Genomic DNA, 22,080 nt, shown 5'->3' on the forward strand with positions numbered 1-22,080 from the left:
TCGTCATGCTGGAAGCATGCCTCTGGCATGGCCCGCCCCCCGGGCTGGCGATTTGTCTGGTCTGGGCGCTGAGTTGCGAGGTCCTTCGGATTTGGTCGGGATAAATCGAGAGGATCAAATCGAAAGATCGCCATCCCACGGACCGGCGATGGCGCGGCAGGCTCCGCGTCGTGGTGAGACGATGGGAACGTTCGAAAAAAACCGCCGGTCAGACCGGCGGGTTTCTACGTTCTTGTGATCGTGCCACCCGCGCCAGCGCGCGGGTGGCACGATCAGATATCAAGCGGCGGCGAGATCGCGCAGCACGTAGTGGAGTACGCCGCCGTGCTCGACATATTCCTTCTCGATCGCCGTATCGATGCGGCACTTGAGGGTGATCTCCTTGGTGGAGCCATCCGCATAGGTGATCGAGCAGGGCACCTCGGCCAGCGGGGTGATGGTGTCGAGCCCAGTGATCGAGACGGTCTCCTCGCCGGTCAGTTCCAGCGTCTTGCGGGTATCGCCGCCGGTGAACTCGAACGGGATCACGCCCATGCCCACGAGGTTCGAGCGGTGGATGCGCTCGAAGCTCTCGGCGATCACCGCCTTGACGCCCAGCAGCGCCGTGCCCTTGGCGGCCCAGTCGCGCGAGGACCCGGCGCCGTATTGCTCGCCACCGAAGATCACCAGCGGAGTGCCCTGCTCCTGATGTGCCATCGAGGCATCGTAGATCGAGGTCTGCTCGCCGTCGGGGCCCTTGGTGTAGCCGCCCTCGACGCCGTCCAGCATCTCGTTCTTGATGCGGATGTTGGCAAAGGTGCCGCGCATCATCACCTCGTGGTTGCCGCGCCGCGAGCCGTAGGAGTTGAACTCGCGCACGGGCACCTGACGCTCGATCAGGTACTGGCCGGCCGGGGTGCTTTCCTTGAACGAGCCGGCGGGCGAGATGTGGTCGGTGGTGATCATGTCACCCAGCAGGGCCAGCACCTTGGCGCCCTCGATATTGGTGATCTCGCCCGGCTCCTTGGACATGCCCTGGAAGTAGGGCGGGTTCTGCACGTAGGTCGAGCTCGCCGGCCAGTCATAGGTCTCGCCGCCGTTCACCTCCACGGACTGCCACTTCTCGTCGCCCTTGAACACGTCGGCATATTTCGACTGGAACGACTCGCGGGTCACGGTCTTCTCGACCAGCTCGGCGATCTCGGCATTCGAGGGCCAGATGTCCTTGAGATAGACATCGTTGCCATCCTTGTCGGTGCCGATCGGATCGGTGGCGATGTTGACGTTCATGTCGCCCACCAGCGCATAGGCCACCACCAGCGGCGGCGAAGCGAGGTAGTTTGCACGCACGTCGGGCGAGATCCGGCCCTCGAAGTTGCGGTTGCCCGACAGCACCGAGGTGGCGATCAGGTCATAGTCGTTGATCGCCTTCGAGATCGGCTCATCGAGCGGGCCGGAGTTGCCGATGCAGGTGGTGCAGCCATAGCCCACGAGGTTGAAGCCCACCGCGTCGAGATCCTCCTGCAGGCCGGCGGCCTCGAGATAGTCGGAGACGACCTTGGAGCCCGGGGCCAGCGAGGTCTTGACCCACGGCTTGCGGTTCAGGCCGAGCTCGCGCGCCTTGCGGGCGACGAGGCCGGCGCCGATCATCACGTAGGGGTTCGAGGTGTTGGTGCAGGACGTGATCGAGGCGATCACGATCGAGCCGTCATGCAGCTGGTAGGCGCCGTCGTCGGTCTTGTACCAGCCCTTCCTGTGGTGGCCCTGATCGCCGGGGATGTCCGCCGGCTCCGGTGCGCCGCCCTCGGCTTCCCAGCGGGCTTCCGAGCTCTCGGAGGCATCCTTGCCGGCGCGCTGGTCCTCGACGAACTTGGCAAAGGCCGGGGCCGCGCCGTCAAGCGCGATGTAATCCTGCGGGCGTTTGGGCCCGGAGATCGCGGGCACGATGGTGCCCATGTCGAGCTCGAGCGTATCGGTGTAGACCGGATCGTAATCGGGGGTGCGCCAGAAACCGTTCTCCTTGGCATAGGCCTCGACCAGCGCGATGCGGTCCTTCTCGCGGCCGGTCTGCTCGAGATAGCGGATGGTCTCGGCGTCGATCGGGAAGAAGCCGCAGGTGGCGCCGTATTCGGGGGCCATGTTGGCGATCGTGGCGCGCTGCGCCAGCGGCAGGTTGTCGAGGCCGGAGCCGTAGAACTCCACGAACTTGCCGACCACGCCCTTCTCGCGCAGCATCTCGACGACCTTGAGCACGAGGTCGGTGCCGGTGGTGCCTTCCATCATCTCGCCGGTGAGCTTGAAGCCCACCACCTCGGGGATCAGCATCGAGATCGGCTGGCCGAGCATCGCGGCCTCGGCCTCGATGCCGCCCACGCCCCAGCCCAGCACGGCGGCGCCGTTGACCATGGTGGTGTGGCTGTCGGTGCCCACCAGCGTATCGGGATAGGCGACCTCCTGGCCGTCCTGATCCTCGTCGGTCCAGACCGTCTGGGCGAGGTATTCGAGGTTCACCTGGTGGCAAATGCCGGTGCCCGGGGGCACGACGCGGAAGTTGTTGAACGCCGACTGGCCCCACTTGAGGAACTCGTAGCGCTCGATGTTGCGCTCGTATTCGCGATCCACGTTCATCTGGAAGGCGCGCGGGTTGCCGAACTCGTCGATCATCACAGAGTGGTCGATCACCAGATCGACCGGGTTCAGCGGGTTGATCTTCTGGGCGTCGCCGCCAAGCGCCTTGATGCCGTCGCGCATCGCGGCAAGGTCGACCACCGCCGGCACGCCGGTGAAGTCCTGCATCAATACGCGGGCAGGGCGATAGGCGAGCTCGCGGTTGCCCTTGCCGCCGTCCTTGGCCCAGTCGGAGAACGCCTTGATGTCATCCACCGAGACGGTCTTGCCATCCTCGAAGCGGAGCATGTTCTCGAGCACGACCTTCAGCGCCGCGGGCAGCTTGGAGAAATCGCCGAGCCCGGCCGCCTCGGCGGCGGGGATGGAATAATAGGCATAGCTCTTGCCGTTCACCTCAAGCGTCTTGCGCGTCTTGGATGTGTCGTGTCCGACCGTGATAGGCATGTCTGGCTCCCTTGCATGAAGGCTGGAGAAAAGCGTGTGCTTCTCAAATAACTGGCGCATGAACATCTAGTCTTCAAGGGCTTTGCGCCAAATTGTATACCGTAGAATACCAAATGTTTTGCATTCGTGCCACGGCTGGCGCGCTTCACCTGCTCTCGCAAAACCTTGATTGGTTATTTCAAGCGCGTTTGGATACCCCGGATCGGGGGAAAAACAGGGAAAAGACCACCGATGCTTCGACAAAGCCGATGGAGCCACTGGATCGCCGCTGCCTGTCTTGCCGTTTCGGCGACGGTGGCCGGCGCGGACGAGCATCCCGTGGTGGTCGAACTGTTCACCTCGCAGGGCTGTGCCTCGTGCCCGGCGGCGGATGCGATCCTGGCCGAGCTCGGCGAGCAGGAGAACGTGATCCCGCTGGCGCTGCATGTCGATTACTGGGACTACATCGGCTGGAAGGACAATTTCGCCGATCCGGTCTTCACCAAGCGGCAGAAGGGCTATGCCCGGTCCGCCGGTCGGCGGTCGATCTACACGCCCCAGATGATGGTGGGCGGGGTCTACGACGTGGTCGGCTCACGCCCGATGAAGGTTGTCGACGCGATCCGCCACGCCAGCGAGAAGCCGGCGCAGGCGCGGGTCAGTCTGAGCCGCGACGGCGACACGCTTCAGATCACCGCTCAGCCGCTGTCGGCGCTGCCGGAAACCGTGGTGCAAATGGTGCGCTATTCCCCGCGCGAACGCGTCGACATCCTGGATGGCGAAAACGCCGGGCGTGAAATCACCTATACCCATGTGGCGCATGGCTGGCAGGTGTTGGGCGTCTGGAACGGCGATGCCGATCTCGAGATGAACGTCGCGCTTGAGGGATCCGACCCGGTGGTCGTGATGCTTCAGGAGAAGGATTACGGCGCCATTCTCGCCGCCGCGCGCTTGCGCTGACGCTTGGCCTGCCGTTTCGGTTTCCAGCGTCGGTGAATCCAGAACCACTGACCGGGATCCGCCTCGATCCGCGCCTCGAGCCGGCGGGTCGCCGCGCGCATCATCTCGACCGGATCACCATGCGGGATCGGCGCCTCGAACACCGCCTCGAAGGACACGCCGTCGGGCTGCCGGATGCCGAAGAACGGCACGAAGAGCGCGTCGGTCTTGACCGCGATCTCCGCGCTCGAGGTCAGGGTGGGGGCGGGCTGGCCGAGGAAGTCGATCGGCGTGCCGTCGCTGCTGTAGACATCGAAGAGCAGCACGCCCATGCCGCCGCCGCGGATGTGCTTCAACAGGCCCATGGTCCCGCGCCGGCCCTGTTCGAAGACCGGGTCCGACAGCGCGTGCATGTTGGCGGCGTAATGCTCGTTGAAGAACGGGTTGGCCATTGGACGGTAGAGCCCGCCGATGCGCCAGCCACGCGCCACCAACGCCGCGCGCGGGGCTTCGAAATTGCCGTAATGGCCGGTGACGAAAAGCACGGGGCGGCCCTCGGCGCGGGCGCGCTCTATCTCGGGCAGGCCGTCTCCGGAGACCGGGGCATCCTTCATGCGCTCGAGCAGGCCGGCGACGTCGTAATTCTCGATCATCGTGCGGCCGGCATTCTCGGTCACCTCGTCGGCGATGCGCTGGCGCTCGGGCTCGGGCAGGTCGGGCCAGACATGGGCGAGGTTGTCGAGCACGCGGGTCCGGTAGCCGGCGAGCGGCGCGATGACCCGGCGCACGGCCCAGCCCATGATCCGCAGACGGCTGCGCAGGGGCAGGGTGAGCGCCAGCGCGATCAGGCCGCGCAGGGCGCGGTCCGCCATCCAATCGGCCCAGCCGCCGCGCGGTGTGTCCTTGCTCTTGCCCAAGCGTCCGCTCCTGTCGTTGCGGGCGAAGAGATAGGCCGGGCGGCCGCGCGGCACAAGCGCCAGGTCCCGGAAGGGGGCTGCGCGCGGAGGCCTTGCGCCGGGTTGGGCCATCGTGTTTCACCGCCGACGCTCAGTCGTCGTCGCCGTCGGGATCGCGCAGCTCGATCTCTCCGGTATTGACGAGGTCGCGGATCGCCGAGACCACCTCGTTCATCGCGGCCTCGCCCTTCTTGGCGTTGACGCTCATCCCGGCGGCATCCTCGCGCAGCGAGCCCGACATGCGCTTGGACACGTTCTCGAGGATGAACTCGACCGCCTTGAGATCGTCCTCGCTGCTAGAGGCGGCGATGGCCATGGTCAGCACATCGCCGGGCACGTCGCGCGTGATCTTGGGCACATCCTCGGGCTTCAACCGCTCGGGGATGTTGGCGAAGGTGAAGATCGCCTTGCGCACCGCCTCGGCGAAGTCCTTGTCGGTCTCTTCCAGCCCTTCGAGCACCTCGTCGCGCTTGGCGCTGGCGGCATAGTTGAGGATCGCGCCGACCCGTTCGTTGGGCTTTTTCTCGAAGGCGCGGGGCGGTTCGGCATCGAGCTGGGCGGCGATGCTGAGGCCGATGCGATCGACCGCCTCGGGGCTGACGCCGGCGGTCATCGAGATGGCGTAGCTGATGCGCCGGGCACGATCACCGGGCAAACGGGCGAGCACCTTGGCGGCCTTCGCGGTCTCGATCTTGGACATCATGACTGCCGCGACCTCGGTCGATTCGCCCAGAACCAGCGTCTCGAGCCGCTCTTCTTCGAGCCCGTTGATCCGTTCCCACGGGTCGCCGGTCTGGCGCACCCCGGCCTCCTTGCGCAGGCGCGCGGCGGTGCGGTGGCTGATGCGCCCGTCGAGCGCCGAGAGCGCGCCGGCCATGTCGCCGGGGAAGGACATGCCGATCTGTTCGAGCTCGTTGGTGAATTCCTCGATCACGCTGTTCAGCGTTTCCCGGTCGATATAGCGCATGCGGCCGAGCTGCGCCGTGAGCTCGGCCTGGAGATCGTCCGGCAGGGCGGAGAGCGGAATGTCGGCACCCTCGTTGAGCAGGAACTGCACCACGATGGCGGCCTTGGCGCGCCGGGTCAGCGGACCGCGACCGGAGGAGGGGCCGGGAAGGGCGGCGAGAGAGGAAGCGTGGGACATGGACACCGCTTGGGATGGGACATCCGAAGAGGTAGCGCGTCGGGGTTAACGAAGCCTCATCAAATGACGGCTTGCGGGCCGCGACGAAAAAAGGCGACCCGTTGGGCCGCCTCGATCCAGCTCCGTGAGCGATGTGTCAGCCGGAGATGACCTTGCAGGTGCCGGTGGCGGCGTCAAACACCGTGCCGGCGGCGCAGCTCACCTTGGCCTCGCTATGGCCGGTGCAGGCTGCGGTGGCGGCGAAGGGGGCCACGGCGAGGGCAGCGGCGGTCAGTAGGGTCTTGATCGTCATCTTGCGTCCTCCTGTTGGAATACGGGAAGGCTAGCACGGGTTGACGTGGCGGCAAAAAGAAACCGCGCGGATGTCGGTTTCACATCGCCGTGACGGGGAGAGCTTCGGCAAAACGCCGGCTGTCGCCGGCGATGCACCACCGTGGTGGTGCGCCTCCGGCCGGGCACGCTGCACGTCCGGCCGGAGGCTATGGGCAAGGCGCGGCTTATTCGCCGAAGACGCGCTTGAAGATCGTGTCCACGTGCTTGGTGTGGTAGCCCATGTCGAACTTCTCGTTGATGCCGTCGACACCGAGGGCGGCCACGACCTCTTCGTCCGCCAGCAGCAGCTCGCGGAAATCGAGGCGCTCTTCCCAGACCTTGAGCGCGTTGCGCTGGACCATGGAATAAGCATCCTCGCGGCTCACGCCGGCCTGGGTCAGCGCCAGCAGCACGCGCTGCGACATCACCAGCCCGGGGAACTTGTTCATGTTGTCGAGCATGTTCTGCGGGTAGATGATCATCTTGTCGACCACGCCCGCGAGGCGGTTCAGCGCGAAGTCGAGGGTGATGGTGGCGTCAGGACCGATGCCGCGCTCGACCGAGCTGTGCGAGATGTCGCGCTCGTGCCACAGCGCCACGTTCTCCATCGCCGGGATCACCGTCATCCGCACGAGGCGGGCGAGGCCGGTGAGGTTCTCGGTCAGCACCGGGTTCTTCTTGTGCGGCATCGCCGAGGAGCCCTTCTGGCCCATCGAGAAGAACTCGGCGCCTTCCAGCACCTCGGTGCGCTGCATGTGGCGGATCTCGATGGCGATGTTCTCGATCGAGGAGGCGATCACGCCAAGCGTGGCGAAGAACATGGCGTGACGGTCACGCGGGATCACCTGGGTCGAGATCGGCTCGGCGCGCAGGCCGAGCTTTTCACAGACATGCTCCTCCACCGCCGGGTCGATGTTGGCGAAGGTGCCGACGGCGCCAGAGATCGCGCCGGTTGCGATCTCCCACTTGGCCTTCTCGAGACGGTTCTTGTTGCGGTCCATCTCGGCGTAGAACCGCGCGAAGGTCAGGCCCATGGTGGTCGGCTCGGCGTGGATGCCGTGGCTGCGGCCGACGCGGACCGTCATCTTGTGCTCGAGCGCACGCTTCTTCAGCGCCGCGAGCACCTTGTCGACGCCCTCGAGCAGGATGTCTGCGGCGCGGACCAGCTGCACGTTGAGGCAGGTGTCGAGCACGTCGGAGCTGGTCATGCCCTGGTGCACGAAGCGCGCCTCGTCGGAGCCCACATGCTCGGCGAGGTGGGTCAGGAAGGCGATGACGTCATGCTTGGTGACGGCTTCGATCTCGTCGATGCGGGCGACGTCGAACTCGACATCCTTGGCTTTCCAGACGGCGTCAGCGTTTTCCTGCGGGATCACGCCAAGCTTGGCCTGCGCGTCGCAGGCATGGGCCTCGATCTCGTACCAGATGCGGAACTTGGTGGCGGGCTCCCAGATCGCGGTCATCTCGGGGCGGGCATAACGGGGGATCATCGGCTGTCCTCGGGGTTGCGTGCGGATTGCGCGCGTCATAGGGCGTGAGGGGCTGGGCGGCAAGGGTCGGCTGCCTTTGCGGCAGGCGGGGCGCGCAAGAGGGCGCTGTCCGATGGTCGCCCGAGCCGCGACGCCGGGGCAAGAGGGGGCGCTGCCCCCGCCGCAGCGGAGCTGCGACTCCCCCGGAGTATTTTGGACGTAGAGAAGGACAAGGCGATGCGCGGGTTGGAGGGGTTTCTCGGGACATGGCAGCTTGAGCGGGAGATCTCGCACGGCGATGGCAGCTCTGCGCGGTTCGAAGGGGTGGCCGAATGGCGGCCCGAGGGCGAGGGCGCGGTCTATGTCGAGCGTGGCGAGCTCATGATGGGGCAGGGGCGCTTCGCGGCCGAGCGGCGCTATCTCTGGGACCGCGACCTGCGGGTGTTCTTCGATGACGGGCGGTTCTTTCACCAGGTCCCCGAGGAGGGGGGCGCTGCGGCGCATTGGTGCGATCCCGACCAGTACGACGTGCATTACGATTTCAGCCGCTGGCCGGAGTGGCAGGCGCGCTGGCAGGTGCGGGGGCCCCGCAAGGACTATGTCATGGTCTCGCGCTACCTGCCGGTGGGGCCGTCAAAGCAGTGAGATTTCCGTGGCTTGTGCCCGGGTATACGTTTGTATCCCGCTAAGGCGCTGAAACGGCTGGTGAAATTTTCTTTACTTCGGGCGGGGGCCTTGTAGGTTTCGGCAGATGACTGCCCGAGGACGCCCCATGCCCCCGATCGAGGACCACCCGCTGCGCTACCAGCTCGCCAACGAGCTGCACGCCCGCCCGTTTCCCGCGCTGCAGGCGCCGGCGCGGGCGGTCTACCTTGCCATCAAGAAGGCGCAGGACGCGGCCTCGCGCGACCGCTCGGAGGATCTCGATCACCTGCTCGACCTGCTCGACCGCTACGGCACCCAGCATCCGCAGCCCGGAGCGACGCATTTCACCGCCGCCATCGGCAAGCACGTGCTGAAATGGGAGCAGCATACCGAGTTCGTCACCTACACGGTGTTTCTCAACGGGCTTGGCGAGCGGCCCTACGATCCGGCAGATTTCGAGGTGTTTCCGGATGACTGGCTGCGCGATGCGCCGGGCGTGCGGGTGACCTCGGCGATGCTGCGGATCTGCGAGCGCCCCGAGGACGAGGATCGGATCAACGATATGACGCGGGACTGGATGGTGGCCGACAGCCTCGCGGTGAGCCGGGTGATCGACGATGCCGTCGTGGTGGCGGGCGACTTCCGCATCGACGAGGGCGGCCATCTGCGCTTTGCGGTGTTCCCGCGCAGCGATGTCGGGGTGCGCAGGGTCGGGCGCATCGTGCAGCGGCTCTGCGAGATCGAGACCTACAAGGCGCTGTCAATGCTGGGGTTCACCCGGGTGCGGGCAATCCAGCCGCGGATGACCGAGATCGACGAGGAGCTGACCCGGCTGATGACCGCCATGACCCATAGCGACGCGCCCGAGGAAGAGACGCTGCAGGCATTGCTAAGGGTGTCCTCCGAGCTCGAGACCCTGTCGGCGCAGACCGCGTTCCGGCTCTCGGCGACCGGTGCCTATGAAGCGCTGGTGACGCAGCGCATCGCCGTGCTGCGGGAGGAGCGCTTCGAGGGGCGTCAGACCTTCCGCGAGTTCATGGCGCGGCGCTTCGATCCGGCCATGCGCACTGTGAAGAGCGCCGAGAAACGGCTCGAGGCGATGTCGGCGCGGGCGATGCGGGCAGGCGATCTGCTGCGCACGCGGGTCGAGGTCAAACGCTCGGCACAGAATCAGGACCTGCTCGAGAGCATGGACCGGCGCGCCGGGTTGCAGCTGCGGCTGCAGCACACGGTCGAGGGGCTTTCGGTCGTGGCGATCAGCTATTACGCGGTGTCGCTGGTGGCCTACCTGCTTTACCCGCTTGCGGGGATGGCGGGGCTCAGCAAGGGCATGATGACAGCGCTGGTGGTGCCGCCGGTGGTGCTGGCGGTCTGGCTCGGGCTCAGGCGCATCCGCGCCAAGGTCGAGGGCGGCGAGGCTCACGAATAGCGGTAGCCGAGATCCGCCTCGCGCCCGAGATCGAGCTGGCTTTGCAGGAAGGTGAGATCCTCCGGCGAGAGCAGGTCCGGCGTCGAGGGGCGCTCTTCGACCGAGGGCAGGAAACGCGAGCCGAGGCGCTTGACCACCGGGCGATAGGTTTGCGGCGCGGGCGGCAGAGTAAGCCGTTTCTCCAGCGTTTTCAAAAAGCCCTGGGGATCTCCTTGCACGGTTTCCAGCCGGCAGAAGATGACCGAGCAGCCGCGGTTGAGAAAGCCCAGCAGCCCCTCGAGCTTGGCGCGGCGCAGGGCGAAGAGATTGGCGAAGGGCGCCCCTGTCAGCGGATGGCGGTCGAGTTGCAGCGCCTCGCCGCTGCCGCCATGCGCCTGCACCTGCGGGAAGTAGCGCGGCCGGTCGGCGATGGTGGCCCACTCGGCGCGCAGGAACGCGGCGAAGGGCAGGCGCTGCATCGCGGGCGGGCAGTGCCAGGGTTTCGAGTGCATCGACAGCGCCCATTCGGCGGCGTGGCGGATGACGCAGATCACCGCGAGATCGGCGGGGATCGCGGTCATGTGCGGGAAGCCGTGCTTCCAGCCGAAATCGTCGCTCGGGGCCAGCGCGGTGTTCCGCCCGATCAGGCGCTTGACGTAATTGGTGCCAGAGGACCGCTCGCCGAAGACCTGGTAGCGGGTGATCTTCGCTCCGGTCAGGGCAAAATGCAGGCCGGTCTCGGGGAAGTCGTCGGGGATCATGCGGACGGGCCTCGCGTGATATGCCCGCAACGCTGGCGGGCCGGGCTGGCAATGGCGATTCTCTTTAGAGTGACATGCCGATAGGCTATTGCCGGGGCAGCTGGCAAGAAAGGGATGGGGCGGATGCAATCGGTCGTGGCGGCGGTGACGATGGTGCGGGACGACGCGTTCTTCCTGAAGGCGTGGCTGCGCCATTACGGCGAGATGCTGGGGCGCGAGAACTGCTACATCGTCAACCACGGGCGCGGCGAGGAGGTCGCGACGCTGGCCGAGGGCTGCAACGTGATCGGCATCCCGGGCGATCCGCATCCGAATTTCGACATGAAGCGCTGGCGGCTGCTGAACGGTGTCGTGGCGGGGCTGCGCAGCTATTACAAACATGTCATCGTGGGCGATGTGGACGAGCTGGTCGTGCTCGACCCAGAGGAGGGGCGCGGGCTGGTGGACTATCTTGCCGAGCAGCCGCTGCGGCGGGTGCTGACGCCTCTGGGGCTCGAGGTGATCCATCGCATCGATCTTGAAGAGCAGGCGATCGAGGGGCAGATCCTCGGGCCGCGCCGTCACGTGCGGCTGGCGCCGCATTACTCCAAGCCCTGCGTGCTCTCGCTCGGCACCAAGATTGCGCGCGGCGGGCATTTCACCCAGGCCTCGAAGCTTTTTACGCCGGATCCGCTGTACCTTTTCCACCTGAAGTTCTGCGACTTCGGCACCTATGTCGAGGCGATGGACCGGCGCAACGCCGTCACCGAAGAGATCGGCGTGGGCGTGAAGGAGGCCGCGATCGGGCGCCACTGGTTCGCAGAGGCGCGGGGCGAGGACCGCGCGCTCTTCGAGGGCTTTGCGGCGTTGCCGATGCAGGAGGGGTTCGACCTCGCCTGGGTGCGCAAGCGCATGAAGCGGAGTTGGAAGGCGCGGGGCGAGACCGGCTACTGGCAGTTCGACCGGCCCGAGTATGACCAGCAATACCTGCTGCCCGAGCGGTTCAGCGGGCTGTTCTGAGCAAGCGGTGCGGGAGGTGGGGCGTTGGCGGTATGCCTGCCTCCTGGCAGAAACACCGATGACCGCCGCAAGCGGCGGTCAGGGCGCGTGGGCTTTTCCGATGCGTGAGGGGGGCGCGATCGGTCGGCGCGTCACGATGGGATCAGGTCACAGGGATCAGTTCAGGCCGTTCGAGGACACGAAGGCGATCGAGGCGAGATCGATATTGGCGGTGCTCGAAGCGGCGACGATCAGCGAACGAGAGTTCTGATCGATCATCCCGAGGCCCGCGTCGAAGACGCTTGCCGGGGTGTAGACCAGCGCGCCGGCGGCGAGGGCACCGGCCAGAAGGCCCCCGGAGTTGCGCTTGTCGGTGCTGGCGCGGCGCGCCATCAGGAAGCGGAACAGGTGGATGCCGAGCATCACCGCGGAAACCGCGAGCAGGGCGGCCAGCATGAAGAACACGTAGTCGTGGTATTCGGCGGGCAGATTGCCCTGAAGCAGGCTGTTCTCGATATGGCCGCGGTTGCGGGCGACCGAGATCACCAGGTAGGCCCAGCCGAAGCCCATGATCAGCGACATGATCGGACGTGCGGGGGAAGAGAAGGACTTCTTCACCTCGCCATGGCGCGAGAATTCGGGGTCAATGCGGCTGACCCGTGCTTTGAAGTCCTGCTGCGTCATCTTGCGAAACGTGTAGTTTCTCATGATCCGTTCCTTGACCCTTCGACCCTTCAGATCGTCTTTTTGGGAGAAGGCTGATCCCCATGGGGGCCTTTCCTATCCTTAAGGGTAGGCTAGGAAGCAATCATGGCGGATTTGTGCGCCGATTACGGCTGCAACGGGATTTGAAAACGGAAATTTCTCGAAGTTTTTCGGTATCTTTGGGGGAATTAGGCGGAACGTGACAACTTTATGGCGATTAGATGCGCTTCCTGACACTTTTCCCACTCTGAAGTCTTTCTGGGGGTCTCTGAGGGGGAAACTTGATTCTCAAGAGTCCCCCTCAGGTTGTTCATCTGTCGTCAGGCTGACATTGCATCGAGGATCCGCGCCCAGCTGCGAATGCCCTTGTGATAGCTTTCGAGATCGTACTTCTCGTTGGGCGAGTGGATCTGGTCGTCATCCTTGCCCCAGCCTACCAGCATGGCGTCCATGTCGAGGATGGTCTTGAAGTAGCCGGCGATCGGGATCGAGCCGCCGCAGCCCGCATAGGCCGCCGGGTCGGGCCACTCGTCGGACAGCGCCTTGCGCGCCGCCTCGAAGCCCGGATGCTCGGTCGACATCTGCGAGGCGGGCGAGCAGCTGTGGTCGGTCCAGGCGATCTTGCAGTCGGCGGGCAGTTGCGCCTCGACCCAGGCACGGAAGTTCTTGCGGATTGCCTGCGGGTCCTGTGTGCCGACGAGGCGGAAGCTGATCTTGGCATGGGCCTCGGAGGGCAGCACGGTCTTGAAGCCGTCGCCGGTATAGCCCGACCAGATGCCGTTGATCTCGGCGGTGGGGCGGGCCCAGATCATCTCGAGCGGGGTGACGCTGTTTTCACCCGCGGGGACCGACAGCCCGACATCGCCGAGGAAGCCCTTGGCATCGAAGCCCAAGCCCTCCCACTGGGCCTTGAGCTCGTCCGACAGCTCCGGCACGCCTTCATAAAGCTCGGGCACCTGGATCACGCCGTTCTCATCGAAGAGCCCGCCGAGGATCTTGGTCAGAACGCGGGCGGGGTTCATGGCGATGCCGCCATACATGCCCGAGTGCAGATCCTTGTCGGGGCCGGTAATGGTCAGCTCCTCGCCGAGCAGGCCGCGGAGCATGGTCATGATCGCCGGGGTCTTCGACTGAAACAGGCCGGTGTCGCAGATCAGCGCGATCTCGGCTTTCAGCTCCTCCGCGTTCTCCTTCATGAACGGCACCAGCGAGGGCGAGCCGCTCTCTTCCTCGCCCTCGAGGAAGAAGGTGATCTTGCAGGGCAGCGCGCCGTGCTCGGCCTTCCACGCCCGACAGGCCTCGATGAAGGTCATCAGCTGGCCCTTGTCGTCCGAGCTGCCGCGGCCGCGGATCACCTTGCCCTTGGGCGTCTCCTCGATGGCCGGGTCGAACGGGTCGCGGTCCCACAGGTTCAGCGGATCGACCGGCTGCACATCATAATGGCCGTAGAACAGTACGTGCGGGCCGGGGCCATCGACATGGCCCACCACCATCGGGTGGCCCGGCGTGGCGCGTTTCTCGGCGCTGACGCCAAGCGACTGCAGATCCGCCACCAGCCAGTCGGCGGCCTTGTCGCACTCGGCCTTGTAGGCTGGGTCGGTCGAGATCGACTGGATGCGGAGAAGCTCGAGCAGACGATCGGTTGCGGCGGGGAGATCGCTGTCGATGCGGGCGAGAACGGCGTCGAGGGACATGCCATGTGCTCCTGTGGCTGTGGGGAGATTGGGTTCGCCGCGACCCTACCAGCGCCGTGGGCACTGTCCAGAGCAGGCGCTCAGACCGCCACCACCGCGAGCCCGGCCAGCACCATCCCGGCACCGAGCGCCTGCCGCAGGCTCAGCCCTTCGCCGATCCAGCTGGCATAGCCGAGCACCAGCAGCGTCTCGGCGGCGATGATGGCGAGATAGACCACCGAGAGCTCGGCTCGACGCATCAGCAGGATCTCTGCCGCGAAGGCAGCCAGGAACCCCGCGATCGCGAGGGCGAGGCCGGTCGCCATGTGGCCCTGCGCCGAGAGCTTCATGCCGACGGTGGCCAGCGCGTAGCCAGCCGCGGTGCCAAGCACCAGCGTGGGCGCGGAAAGGGCCGGGAGGGACAGGCTCCACATGAAATGACCTTTGAAAATCCACTATCAAATCGGGTGTGGCACCACCGGGGTGGCGTCCACGGGTGTTTTCAATGTCATCACGATGCACGCGCCAGAGTTGTCTGGCGAGTACGATAAACCTTACCCTTCGTCAGGGAGGCCGGGACAGTTGAGCAATGCCCCGACCGGCAGCGCTCAGCGCTTTCCGGCGCCGCGGCCACCGGATGCCTCGCGCGACCCGCTGCCGTCGCTGCCGCTGCCAGCCCCGGCGGCGGTGCCGCTGGTCTTGCCATGGGCGTTGCGGCTCATGACGCCGCGCATCTCGTCTTCGCCGGGCGTGTCGGTGCTCTTGGCCTGATTGCTGTCGTGGTTCTTCTCCCTGACTTCGCTCAGGTCGTCGGTCCACGGGTTGGCGTGGCCAGCGGCAAGGGTGCTGGCGCTGCCGGTCAGGGCGATGACGGCAAGGGCCAGTGTCGCGAACTGCTTCATGCTGCTCTCTCCTCTCATTGTCTCGGATGGCACCTGCGGTGCAATTCTTAACATATCATTTTTTGAATGTAATGTCGCCGTGGCATGATGTCCCGACGCGTGCCGGCAGCGCTCACGCTTGCGGGAGGGCAGGGGAACGCGCTTGAATTGCTGTATTCGGACGGTATCTATGCGCCAGATCCCGATGCGCCCCGAGAGACGGCGCCGGAACACGATCCGAAAGTCTTGATGCAAATCAAGGCCGCGACTCTTAGTCTCTTTCTAAACCGTGGACAGGATGCACTGTGAGCGTTATCCATTCACGAACGTGAATGCGGGTAGAACCGCCGACGAGACGCCGCGCAGCCAGCAACGACGTGGCCAAAGCGAAGGAGGAGATACCGGTGGATTACGCCGCGAAGCTCGACGAAGCCCTGAACCGACTGCACGACGAAGGCCGCTACCGCACCTTCATCGACATCGAGCGCAAGAAGGGCCAGTTCCCGCACGCCACATGGCGCAAGGCCGATGGCTCGGAGCAACCGATCACCGTGTGGTGCGGCAACGACTATCTCGGCATGGGCCAGCACCCGGCGGTGCTGGGCGCGATGCACGAGGCGATCGACGCCACCGGCGCAGGCTCGGGCGGCACGCGCAACATCTCGGGCACCACGGTTTATCACAAGCGGCTCGAGGCCGAGCTGGCGGATCTGCACGGCAAGGAAGCGGCGCTGGTCTTCTCCTCCGCCTATATCGCCAATGACGCCACGCTCTCGACCCTGCCTAAGCTGTTCCCCGGACTGATCATCTATTCCGACGAGCTGAACCATGCCTCGATGATCGAGGGCATCAAGCGCAACGGCGGCGCCAAGCGGATCTTCCGTCACAATGATGTCGATCACCTGCGCGAACTGATCGCCGCCGACGACCCGCGTGCGCCGAAGCTCATCGCGTTTGAATCGGTCTACTCGATGGATGGCGATTTCGGCCCCATCGCCGAGATCTGCGATCTGGCAGAGGAGGTCGGCGCGCTGACCTATCTCGACGAGGTGCACGCCGTCGGCATGTACGGCCCGCGCGGCGGCGGCGTGGCCGAGCGCGACCGGCTGGCGCATCGCATCGACATCATCAACGGCACGCTGGGGAAGGCCTTCGGCGTGTTCGGCGGCTACATCGCGGCGAGCGAAAAGATGTGCGACGCTGTGCGCTCCTACGCGCCGGGCTTCATCTTCACGACCTCGATCCCGCCGGCGGTGGCGGCCGGTGCGGCGGCCTCGATCGCTCATCTCAAGCAGGACCTGGGGCTGCGTGACAGGCACCAGACCCAGGCGCGGATCCTCAAGACCCGGCTCAAGGGCATGGGGCTGCCGATCATCGACCACGGCAGCCACATCGTTCCGGTGATCGTCGGTGACCCTGTGCACACCAAGCAGCTCTCGGACATGCTGCTCGATGGCTACGGCATCTACGTCCAGCCGATCAACTTCCCCACTGTGCCGCGCGGCACCGAGCGTCTGCGCTTCACGCCCTCGCCAGTGCACGGCCCCGACGAGATGGACAAACTGGTGCACGCGCTTGATGCGCTGTGGTCGCATTGCGCCCTGAACCGTCAGGAACTCAGCGCCTGATCCGATCACGCTCCGGTCCCGGAGCGCTGAGTGTCTTGCCAACCCTCCCGTCCGCATGGACCGGGAGGGTTTATCTATCTTTTTACCAATTCGGTGCAGGATCACATCGCGCCGGACGAGAATCCAGCCGATGGGATTCGTGAACAGATAGAGGAACTTCGGCGCGGCCCGCTTCGTTGGGCCAAGTGCACGATGTACGGGCGGGCTTGCGCAGAACGACGCTCATAGCCTGCCGAATCTCTGTAAAAGCAGTTGTGATGTGCTAACGTGGCCCTAATAAAACGCGCGACGCGAATCGCGAAAGCGTGATTGGGCAGGCGAGCTGGGACAGCACCATTTTTAGGTTGAACGCATGATCGGGCGGAAATCCTCACGTAGGCCGGACGAGGTCGTCGAAGATGATGGCCCGCGCGGATTTGATGATTTTGCACTGCGGCTTGGCGATGTCATGCGCGGTGAACGCGCGACCATGGGCAAATCGCTGCTCGACGTCCAGCGCGAGCTGAGGATCAAGGCAAGCTACATCGCCGCGATCGAGAACTGCGATCCCTCCGCCTTCGATACCCCGGGCTTCATCGCCGGCTACGTGCGCTCCTATGCGCGCTATCTCGGCATGGATCCGGACGAGTGCTTCCAGGAATTCTGCGCCGAGAGCGGATTCTCCGTCGCGCACGGCATGTCCGAGAACGCCTCGACCATCCGCAAGCCGAACTACACCAAGTCCGAAGCGCCGCGCCCCGCAGCGCGCGATCCCTTCGCCGAGCCGCGGATGCCCTTCGTGCCCGCCGGCGACAGCCTGCTGTCGCGGATCGAGCCCGGGGCGGTGGCCTCGATGCTGGTGCTGGTCGCGCTGATCGGCGGCATCGGCTATGGCGGCTGGGCGGTCCTGCGCGAGGTGCAGCGTGTGCAGCTTGCCCCGGTCGACCAGACCCCGGTGGTGCTGAGCGAGCTCGACCCGCTCGATGGCGCTGTCGCGCCGGTCGCGGAAGAGGGCACCACCGATGATGTGGTGGCGCAGGCCGATGGCGTTGGCGCCTTCTCGCCCCCGGGCGCCGAGGCGCTCGACCGTCTCTATCGCCCGCAAGCGCTCGACGTGCCGGTGCTGGTGGCCCGCGACGCGCCGATTTCCTCGCTCGATCCGGCCACGGTCGGCGTCTTCGCGCAGCGCGGCACCGTGCCGCCGGCGCCGGTTGCCGCCCCCGATGGTTCCGAGCGTCAGCTTGCGCAGCTGCAGCCGGTGGCGCCGCAGCTCGGCACCGGCGATCAGATGACGCTGGTCGCAGTGCGCCCGGCCTGGGTGCGCGTGCGCGGCGACGATGGCAGCGTGCTGTTCGAACGCGTGATGGATGCCGGAGAGACCTGGGCGGTGCCGGCAGGGCAGACCGATCCCAAGCTCAACGTGGGCGAGTCCGGCGCGGTCTATTTCGCGGTGAACGGCCAGACCTACGGCCCGGCCGGTCCCACCGGCACGGTGACCCGCGACCTGTCGCTTCAACCCGAGCTGATCGCCGCCGCCTACACCCCGGCCGACGCCACGCGCGACACCGATCTGCAGCGCGTGATGGACGACCTGACCCAGTTCGCAGCGGCGCAGCCGCAGGGCGAGCCCGGCCAGCCCAAGGTGCTCGAGGACAGCGCCCCCGGCGTGACGATGATCGCCGTACGCACCGCTTGGGTGCGGGTCCGCGCTGCCGACGGTTCGGTGATCTACGAGGCGACCATGCGCGCGGGCGACACGTTCGAGCTGCCCAGCACCGAGGATCCGGCGACCCTGCGGGTGGGCGAATCCGGCGCGGTCTATTTCGCCGTCAACGGCCAGACCTACGGCCCGGCCGGCGACACCGGCGCGGTGACCTCGAACCTTGCGCTCTCGGTCGACAACCTGACCTCGAGCTACCAGGTCGCCGACATCGCGCGTGACGCCGATCTCGAGCGGGTGGTCGCCGAGCTCAACAGCGGCGTAACCGTCACCGACTGATCCGCGCCTCGGTTTCCGTCCGGTTCCCGGCCCGGGTGTCACGCAATCGTCTCTGGTCTCGTGGCGCTCGCGGCATTAGGTATGGCCGCACGCGAACCACCTGTCTCGAGGAGCCTTGCGGCATGAGCCACAATCCGATCCGTCCCTGGCGCAACATCGAGCGGCGCAAGTCGCGCCGGATCATGGTCGGCAACGTGCCGGTGGGCGGCGACGCCCCGATCTCGGTCCAGACCATGACCAACACGATCACCACCGACGTGAAGGCGACGGTGGAGCAGGTCCAGCGCGCCGCCGAGGCCGGGGCCGATATCGTGCGCGTCTCGGTCCCCGACGAGGACAGTGCGAAAGCTCTGAAGGAGATCGTGCGCGAAAGCCCGGTGCCGATCGTCGCCGACATCCATTTCCACTACAAGCGCGGCATCGAGGCCGCCGAGGCCGGCGCCGCCTGCCTGCGCATCAATCCCGGCAACATCGGCAGCGAGGCCCGCGTGCGCGAGGTCATTGCCGCTGCCCGCGATCATGGCTGCTCGATGCGCATCGGGGTGAATGGCGGCTCGCTCGAGAAACACCTGCTGGAGAAATACGGCGAGCCATGCCCCGAGGCGATGGTCGAGAGCGCGCTCGATCACATCCGCATCCTCGAGGACAACGATTTCCACGAGTTCAAGATCTCGGTGAAGGCTTCGGACGTGTTCCTGTCCTCCGCCGCCTACATGGGGCTTGCCGACGTGACCGACAAGCCGATCCACCTCGGCATCACCGAGGCGGGCGGCCTGACCTCGGGCACGATCAAGAGCGCCATCGGCCTCGGCCAGTTGCTCTGGATGGGCATCGGCGACACGCTGCGCGTCTCGCTGTCCGCCGATCCGGTGGAGGAGATCAAGGTCGGCTACGAGATCCTCAAGTCTCTCGGCCTGCGCCATCGCGGCGTCAACATTATCTCCTGCCCGTCCTGCGCCCGTCAGGGCTTTGACGTGATCAAGACCGTCGAGGCGCTGGAAGAGCGGCTCGAGCACATCAAGACGCCGATGTCGCTGTCGATCATCGGCTGCGTGGTGAACGGCCCCGGCGAGGCGCTGATGACCGATGTGGGCTTTACCGGCGGCGGCGCCGGCAGCGGCATGGTCTATCTCGCGGGGAAGGCCAGCCACAAGATGAGCAACGACCAGATGATCGACCACATCGTCGAGGAGGTCGAGAAGAAGGCGGCGCAGATCGAGGCAGAGGCCGACGCCGCCACTGAAGCCGCGGAATAACGCCGTCGGGCCCAGGAGTTGCGGGCGTGGCCCAGAGCCGGGCCGCGGCTCCCTGCCGATCCCGTCAGAACAAGACGCTCCTCGCGCAGCGCCGGCCCCGCGCCATGTTGTCATTCGCTCAGGGCCGTGCGTCGATGATCCGCGACGCGACGCCAAGCACCACGCCCTCGCGGCCCTCGAGCGTCTCGGCCAGGGCCTCGGCCACCGAGGCCACGCTCTCGTCGCGCGGGCGGCGGATGTCGAAGAGAGGTTCGCGCGACAGGATCGCCACCACCTCGGACTTGCCGTAATCGCCTTCGGTCACCTGCACCGCCAGCCGCGTCGGGTCCTCGGTCAGCGACGAGATCGGCCACAGCACGCGGATCTTGCGAATGCCGTTCTCGACCACGCCGAGTGCGTCGACCGAGGTTTCTTCGGCATTCATGTTGGGCAGGATGTGGAAGACCTTGCCGGTGTTGTCGACCACCATCACCCAGAGCGAGGCGTCGGCCACGTCGGCGGGCAGCTGGATCTCGGCCACCGGGTTCTCGCCTGTGCGGTAGACACCGGTGAGCACCGGCTTGCCGGTGCCGCCGTCGCCGAGCCAGATCGACACCGGCCCGGCGGGCGTGTTGGGCATCACCGAGCGGATGGCGCAGAGATCCTCGTTCAGGGTGCGGGTTTCGATACGCAGCTTGCGGTCGCCGATGGCCGGGCTCAGGTCGGCGCGCATCGCCTCGGCCACCGCTTCGTCCGAGATGTCGCCGGTGATGGTGACGGTTTCGAACAGCGCATAGGTCACGCCATCGCCGTCGAGCTGCTCGAGCGGGCCGCAATCGGCGTGGCCGGCGAGCACCCGGTCGAGCGCGGAGGCCTGCAGCCGCTCGGGCCCTGCCAGCAGTTCGGCGCTGACCGCGAGCGCGCTGTCGCGCCCCGAGATGGCATCGCGGAGCGCGTCGCGCGCCGGTGTGCTGGGGGCGAGGCCGGTGAGCCGGGCGGTGTTGCCGCTGACCTCGAGGTCCCAGCTCTCGAGTGGCGAGAGGCTGGTGAGCAAGGTCGCGACCTCCTCGGTCCAGCCCTCGAAGGGCAGGCCTGTGGCGAGCGTCAACGCGCCCTCGGGCGCGGCACCGCCCGCGGCCTCGCCGAAGGCGGCGCTCAGCGTCTGCGCCGCCGCCTCGTCGGGGGCGTTGCCGCTCAGGTGCGGGGTGGCGCCGTTCTTGCCGGCGCTCAGCCGGTAGGGTTCGGCATGGGGCAGGGGCGGCGGGAACAGCGCATCAAACGCGCCGCCCTGCCACAGCGAGACGCCGCCGGCGGCCACCGCCACCAAGAGCCCGGCTGCGATCATCCCGCCGCGGCCGCCCGTCTTCTCTTTCTGCTTTCCGGCCGCCTTGCCCGAGAACGGCTTCAGCCAGCTGTCGAGCTTCTCCAGCGCCTCGGTCGCATCGCGCGGACGGTTGCGCAGATCGGGGGCGGCGAGCCATTCGATCAGATCTTTCAGCGGCGATTCCAGCCCCGAGGTGTCGAGCGGACGCGCCTTGAAGCGCACCACCTCGCCGGGATTGGTGCCCACCTCCGGCACTTCGCGCCGCTTCACTGCCAGCAGAGAGGCGCCGAGCGCATAGAGGTCGGCGCGGAAATCCGCGTCACCGTCGAGCTGCTCGGGGGCGGCGTATTCGTATTTACCCGCGAACTGCTTGCCGACGATGGTGCGCGCGCCGGCGGCGGTGTCCTTGGCGATGCCGAAGTCGATGATCGTCGCCTGCTCGGGCTCGCCGGCGCGCAGGATGATGTTGTCGGGTGAGAGATCCCGATGGACGATGCCCTGCGCATGGGTCGCCACCAGCCCCTCGAGCACGCGGTGCGCCACGATCAGCAGCTCGCGATCCTCGAGCCGGCGCTGCTCCATCAGGTCGCTGAGCGATATGCCGTCGACGTAATCCATCACGAGGAAGACGTGGCCGTCATCCGAGCGTGAGCAGTCGGAATAGCGCACCACCGCGTCGTTGAGGATGCTGCGCATCTGCTCTTCGCGCTTCATCAGCTCGACATATTCGGACTGGCCCGAGAACTGCGCGTTGAGCGCCTTGATCGCCACGTTGCGCTCGGAAATCTGGTTTCGGGCGAGGTAGACCTCGCCGGTTCCGCCGCGCCCGAGCACGCCAAGCACCTCGTATGTATTGTTGAGCACCTGGCCCTTGGAAAAGATGTCCGTCGCGAGCGGGTCCTTGAGCACGATCTGTTCCTCGTGGCCGGCGAGCGCCAAAGCGGTCGATTTGAAAGCGAAATTAGGTTAGTCTGAAAGCATAATACGAGACCGATTATTTCATTACCGGCTCTG

At 66.2% G+C, this 22,080-nt stretch carries 18 protein-coding genes; 7 read left to right on the plus strand and 11 right to left on the minus strand.

Annotated features, from left to right (window positions below):
- Nucleotides 1-279: 279 nt before the first annotated feature.
- Nucleotides 280-3,051 (minus strand): aconitate hydratase AcnA, encoded by a 2,772-nt coding sequence (gene acnA, locus R2601_RS14005; RefSeq protein WP_007799449.1) that lies wholly within the window; start codon nt 3,049-3,051, stop codon nt 280-282.
- Between the two features lie 231 nt (nt 3,052-3,282).
- Between acnA and R2601_RS14010 the strand changes: the two genes are divergently transcribed.
- The gene (locus tag R2601_RS14010; RefSeq protein WP_007799450.1) at nt 3,283-3,990 is read left to right on the plus strand and encodes a DUF1223 domain-containing protein; all 708 of its coding nucleotides are present in this window, start codon (nt 3,283-3,285) and stop codon (nt 3,988-3,990) included.
- Here R2601_RS14010 and R2601_RS14015 read toward each other — a convergent pair.
- From R2601_RS14015 to purB, 4 genes are all read right to left on the minus strand, one after another.
- Nucleotides 3,954-4,841, minus strand: coding sequence for a lysophospholipid acyltransferase family protein (locus tag R2601_RS14015; protein ID WP_050768455.1), 888 nt, complete (start codon nt 4,839-4,841; stop codon nt 3,954-3,956). The genes R2601_RS14010 and R2601_RS14015 overlap by 37 nt on opposite strands.
- A 175-nt stretch (nt 4,842-5,016) precedes the next feature.
- Entirely contained in the window at nt 5,017-6,069 is a 1,053-nt protein-coding gene (locus tag R2601_RS14020; RefSeq protein WP_007799452.1) for a flagellar motor switch protein FliG, read from the minus strand.
- A 136-nt stretch (nt 6,070-6,205) separates the two neighbouring features.
- The gene (locus R2601_RS14025) at nt 6,206-6,361 is read right to left on the minus strand and encodes a hypothetical protein (protein ID WP_007799453.1); all 156 of its coding nucleotides are present in this window, start codon (nt 6,359-6,361) and stop codon (nt 6,206-6,208) included.
- Between the two features lie 205 nt (nt 6,362-6,566).
- Entirely contained in the window at nt 6,567-7,871 is a 1,305-nt protein-coding gene (gene purB, locus R2601_RS14030) for an adenylosuccinate lyase (protein ID WP_007799455.1), read from the minus strand.
- A 216-nt stretch (nt 7,872-8,087) separates the two neighbouring features.
- Between purB and R2601_RS14035 the strand changes: the two genes are divergently transcribed.
- The gene (locus tag R2601_RS14035; protein WP_007799457.1) at nt 8,088-8,495 is read left to right on the plus strand and encodes a DUF6314 family protein; all 408 of its coding nucleotides are present in this window, start codon (nt 8,088-8,090) and stop codon (nt 8,493-8,495) included.
- 127 nt (nt 8,496-8,622) lie between these two features.
- Nucleotides 8,623-9,924, plus strand: a complete 1,302-nt coding sequence (locus R2601_RS14040; protein WP_007799458.1) for a DUF3422 family protein — start codon at nt 8,623-8,625, stop codon at nt 9,922-9,924.
- Here the strand turns inward: R2601_RS14040 and R2601_RS14045 are convergent.
- Entirely contained in the window at nt 9,915-10,664 is a 750-nt protein-coding gene (locus R2601_RS14045; RefSeq protein ID WP_007799460.1) for a hypothetical protein, read from the minus strand. The genes R2601_RS14040 and R2601_RS14045 overlap by 10 nt on opposite strands.
- Nucleotides 10,665-10,787: 123 nt before the next feature.
- On the opposite strand from R2601_RS14045, the gene R2601_RS14050 reads away from it, so the two are divergent.
- On the plus strand, nt 10,788-11,663 hold the full coding sequence (locus R2601_RS14050; protein WP_007799462.1) for a glycosyltransferase family protein: 876 nt from the start codon (nt 10,788-10,790) through the stop codon (nt 11,661-11,663).
- Between the two features lie 156 nt (nt 11,664-11,819).
- Here the strand turns inward: R2601_RS14050 and R2601_RS14055 are convergent, their stop codons facing one another.
- The 4 genes from R2601_RS14055 to R2601_RS14070 all read right to left on the minus strand — a co-directional run bounded on the left by R2601_RS14055 (nt 11,820) and on the right by R2601_RS14070 (nt 14,922).
- Nucleotides 11,820-12,350 carry a hypothetical protein gene (locus tag R2601_RS14055; RefSeq protein WP_007799465.1) on the minus strand — a complete coding sequence of 177 codons (531 nt, stop codon included), beginning with the start codon at nt 12,348-12,350 and terminating at the stop codon, nt 11,820-11,822.
- 317 nt (nt 12,351-12,667) lie between these two features.
- Nucleotides 12,668-14,041 (minus strand): M20/M25/M40 family metallo-hydrolase, encoded by a 1,374-nt coding sequence (locus R2601_RS14060; protein WP_007799467.1) that lies wholly within the window; start codon nt 14,039-14,041, stop codon nt 12,668-12,670.
- 80 nt (nt 14,042-14,121) lie between these two features.
- A complete protein-coding gene (locus R2601_RS14065) occupies nt 14,122-14,454 on the minus strand; it encodes a hypothetical protein (protein ID WP_007799469.1) in 333 nt (110 codons plus the stop codon).
- A gap of 174 nt (nt 14,455-14,628) precedes the next feature.
- Entirely contained in the window at nt 14,629-14,922 is a 294-nt protein-coding gene (locus R2601_RS14070; RefSeq protein ID WP_007799471.1) for a hypothetical protein, read from the minus strand.
- A gap of 383 nt (nt 14,923-15,305) precedes the next feature.
- Between R2601_RS14070 and hemA the strand changes: the two genes are divergently transcribed.
- From hemA to ispG, 3 genes are all read left to right on the plus strand, one after another.
- Nucleotides 15,306-16,529, plus strand: a complete 1,224-nt coding sequence (hemA, locus tag R2601_RS14075; protein ID WP_007799472.1) for a 5-aminolevulinate synthase — start codon at nt 15,306-15,308, stop codon at nt 16,527-16,529.
- A gap of 352 nt (nt 16,530-16,881) precedes the next feature.
- Nucleotides 16,882-18,507, plus strand: coding sequence for a helix-turn-helix domain-containing protein (locus tag R2601_RS14080; protein ID WP_007799475.1), 1,626 nt, complete (start codon nt 16,882-16,884; stop codon nt 18,505-18,507).
- 122 nt (nt 18,508-18,629) lie between these two features.
- The gene (gene ispG, locus R2601_RS14085; protein WP_007799477.1) at nt 18,630-19,763 is read left to right on the plus strand and encodes a flavodoxin-dependent (E)-4-hydroxy-3-methylbut-2-enyl-diphosphate synthase; all 1,134 of its coding nucleotides are present in this window, start codon (nt 18,630-18,632) and stop codon (nt 19,761-19,763) included.
- A gap of 118 nt (nt 19,764-19,881) precedes the next feature.
- Here the strand turns inward: ispG and R2601_RS14090 are convergent, their stop codons facing one another.
- Entirely contained in the window at nt 19,882-21,975 is a 2,094-nt protein-coding gene (locus tag R2601_RS14090; protein ID WP_195903857.1) for a serine/threonine protein kinase, read from the minus strand.
- Nucleotides 21,976-22,080 lie beyond the last annotated feature (105 nt).

The sequence above is a fragment of the Salipiger bermudensis HTCC2601 genome, assembly GCF_000153725.1.
GTDB classification, from domain to species: Bacteria; Pseudomonadota; Alphaproteobacteria; order Rhodobacterales; family Rhodobacteraceae; genus Salipiger; species Salipiger bermudensis.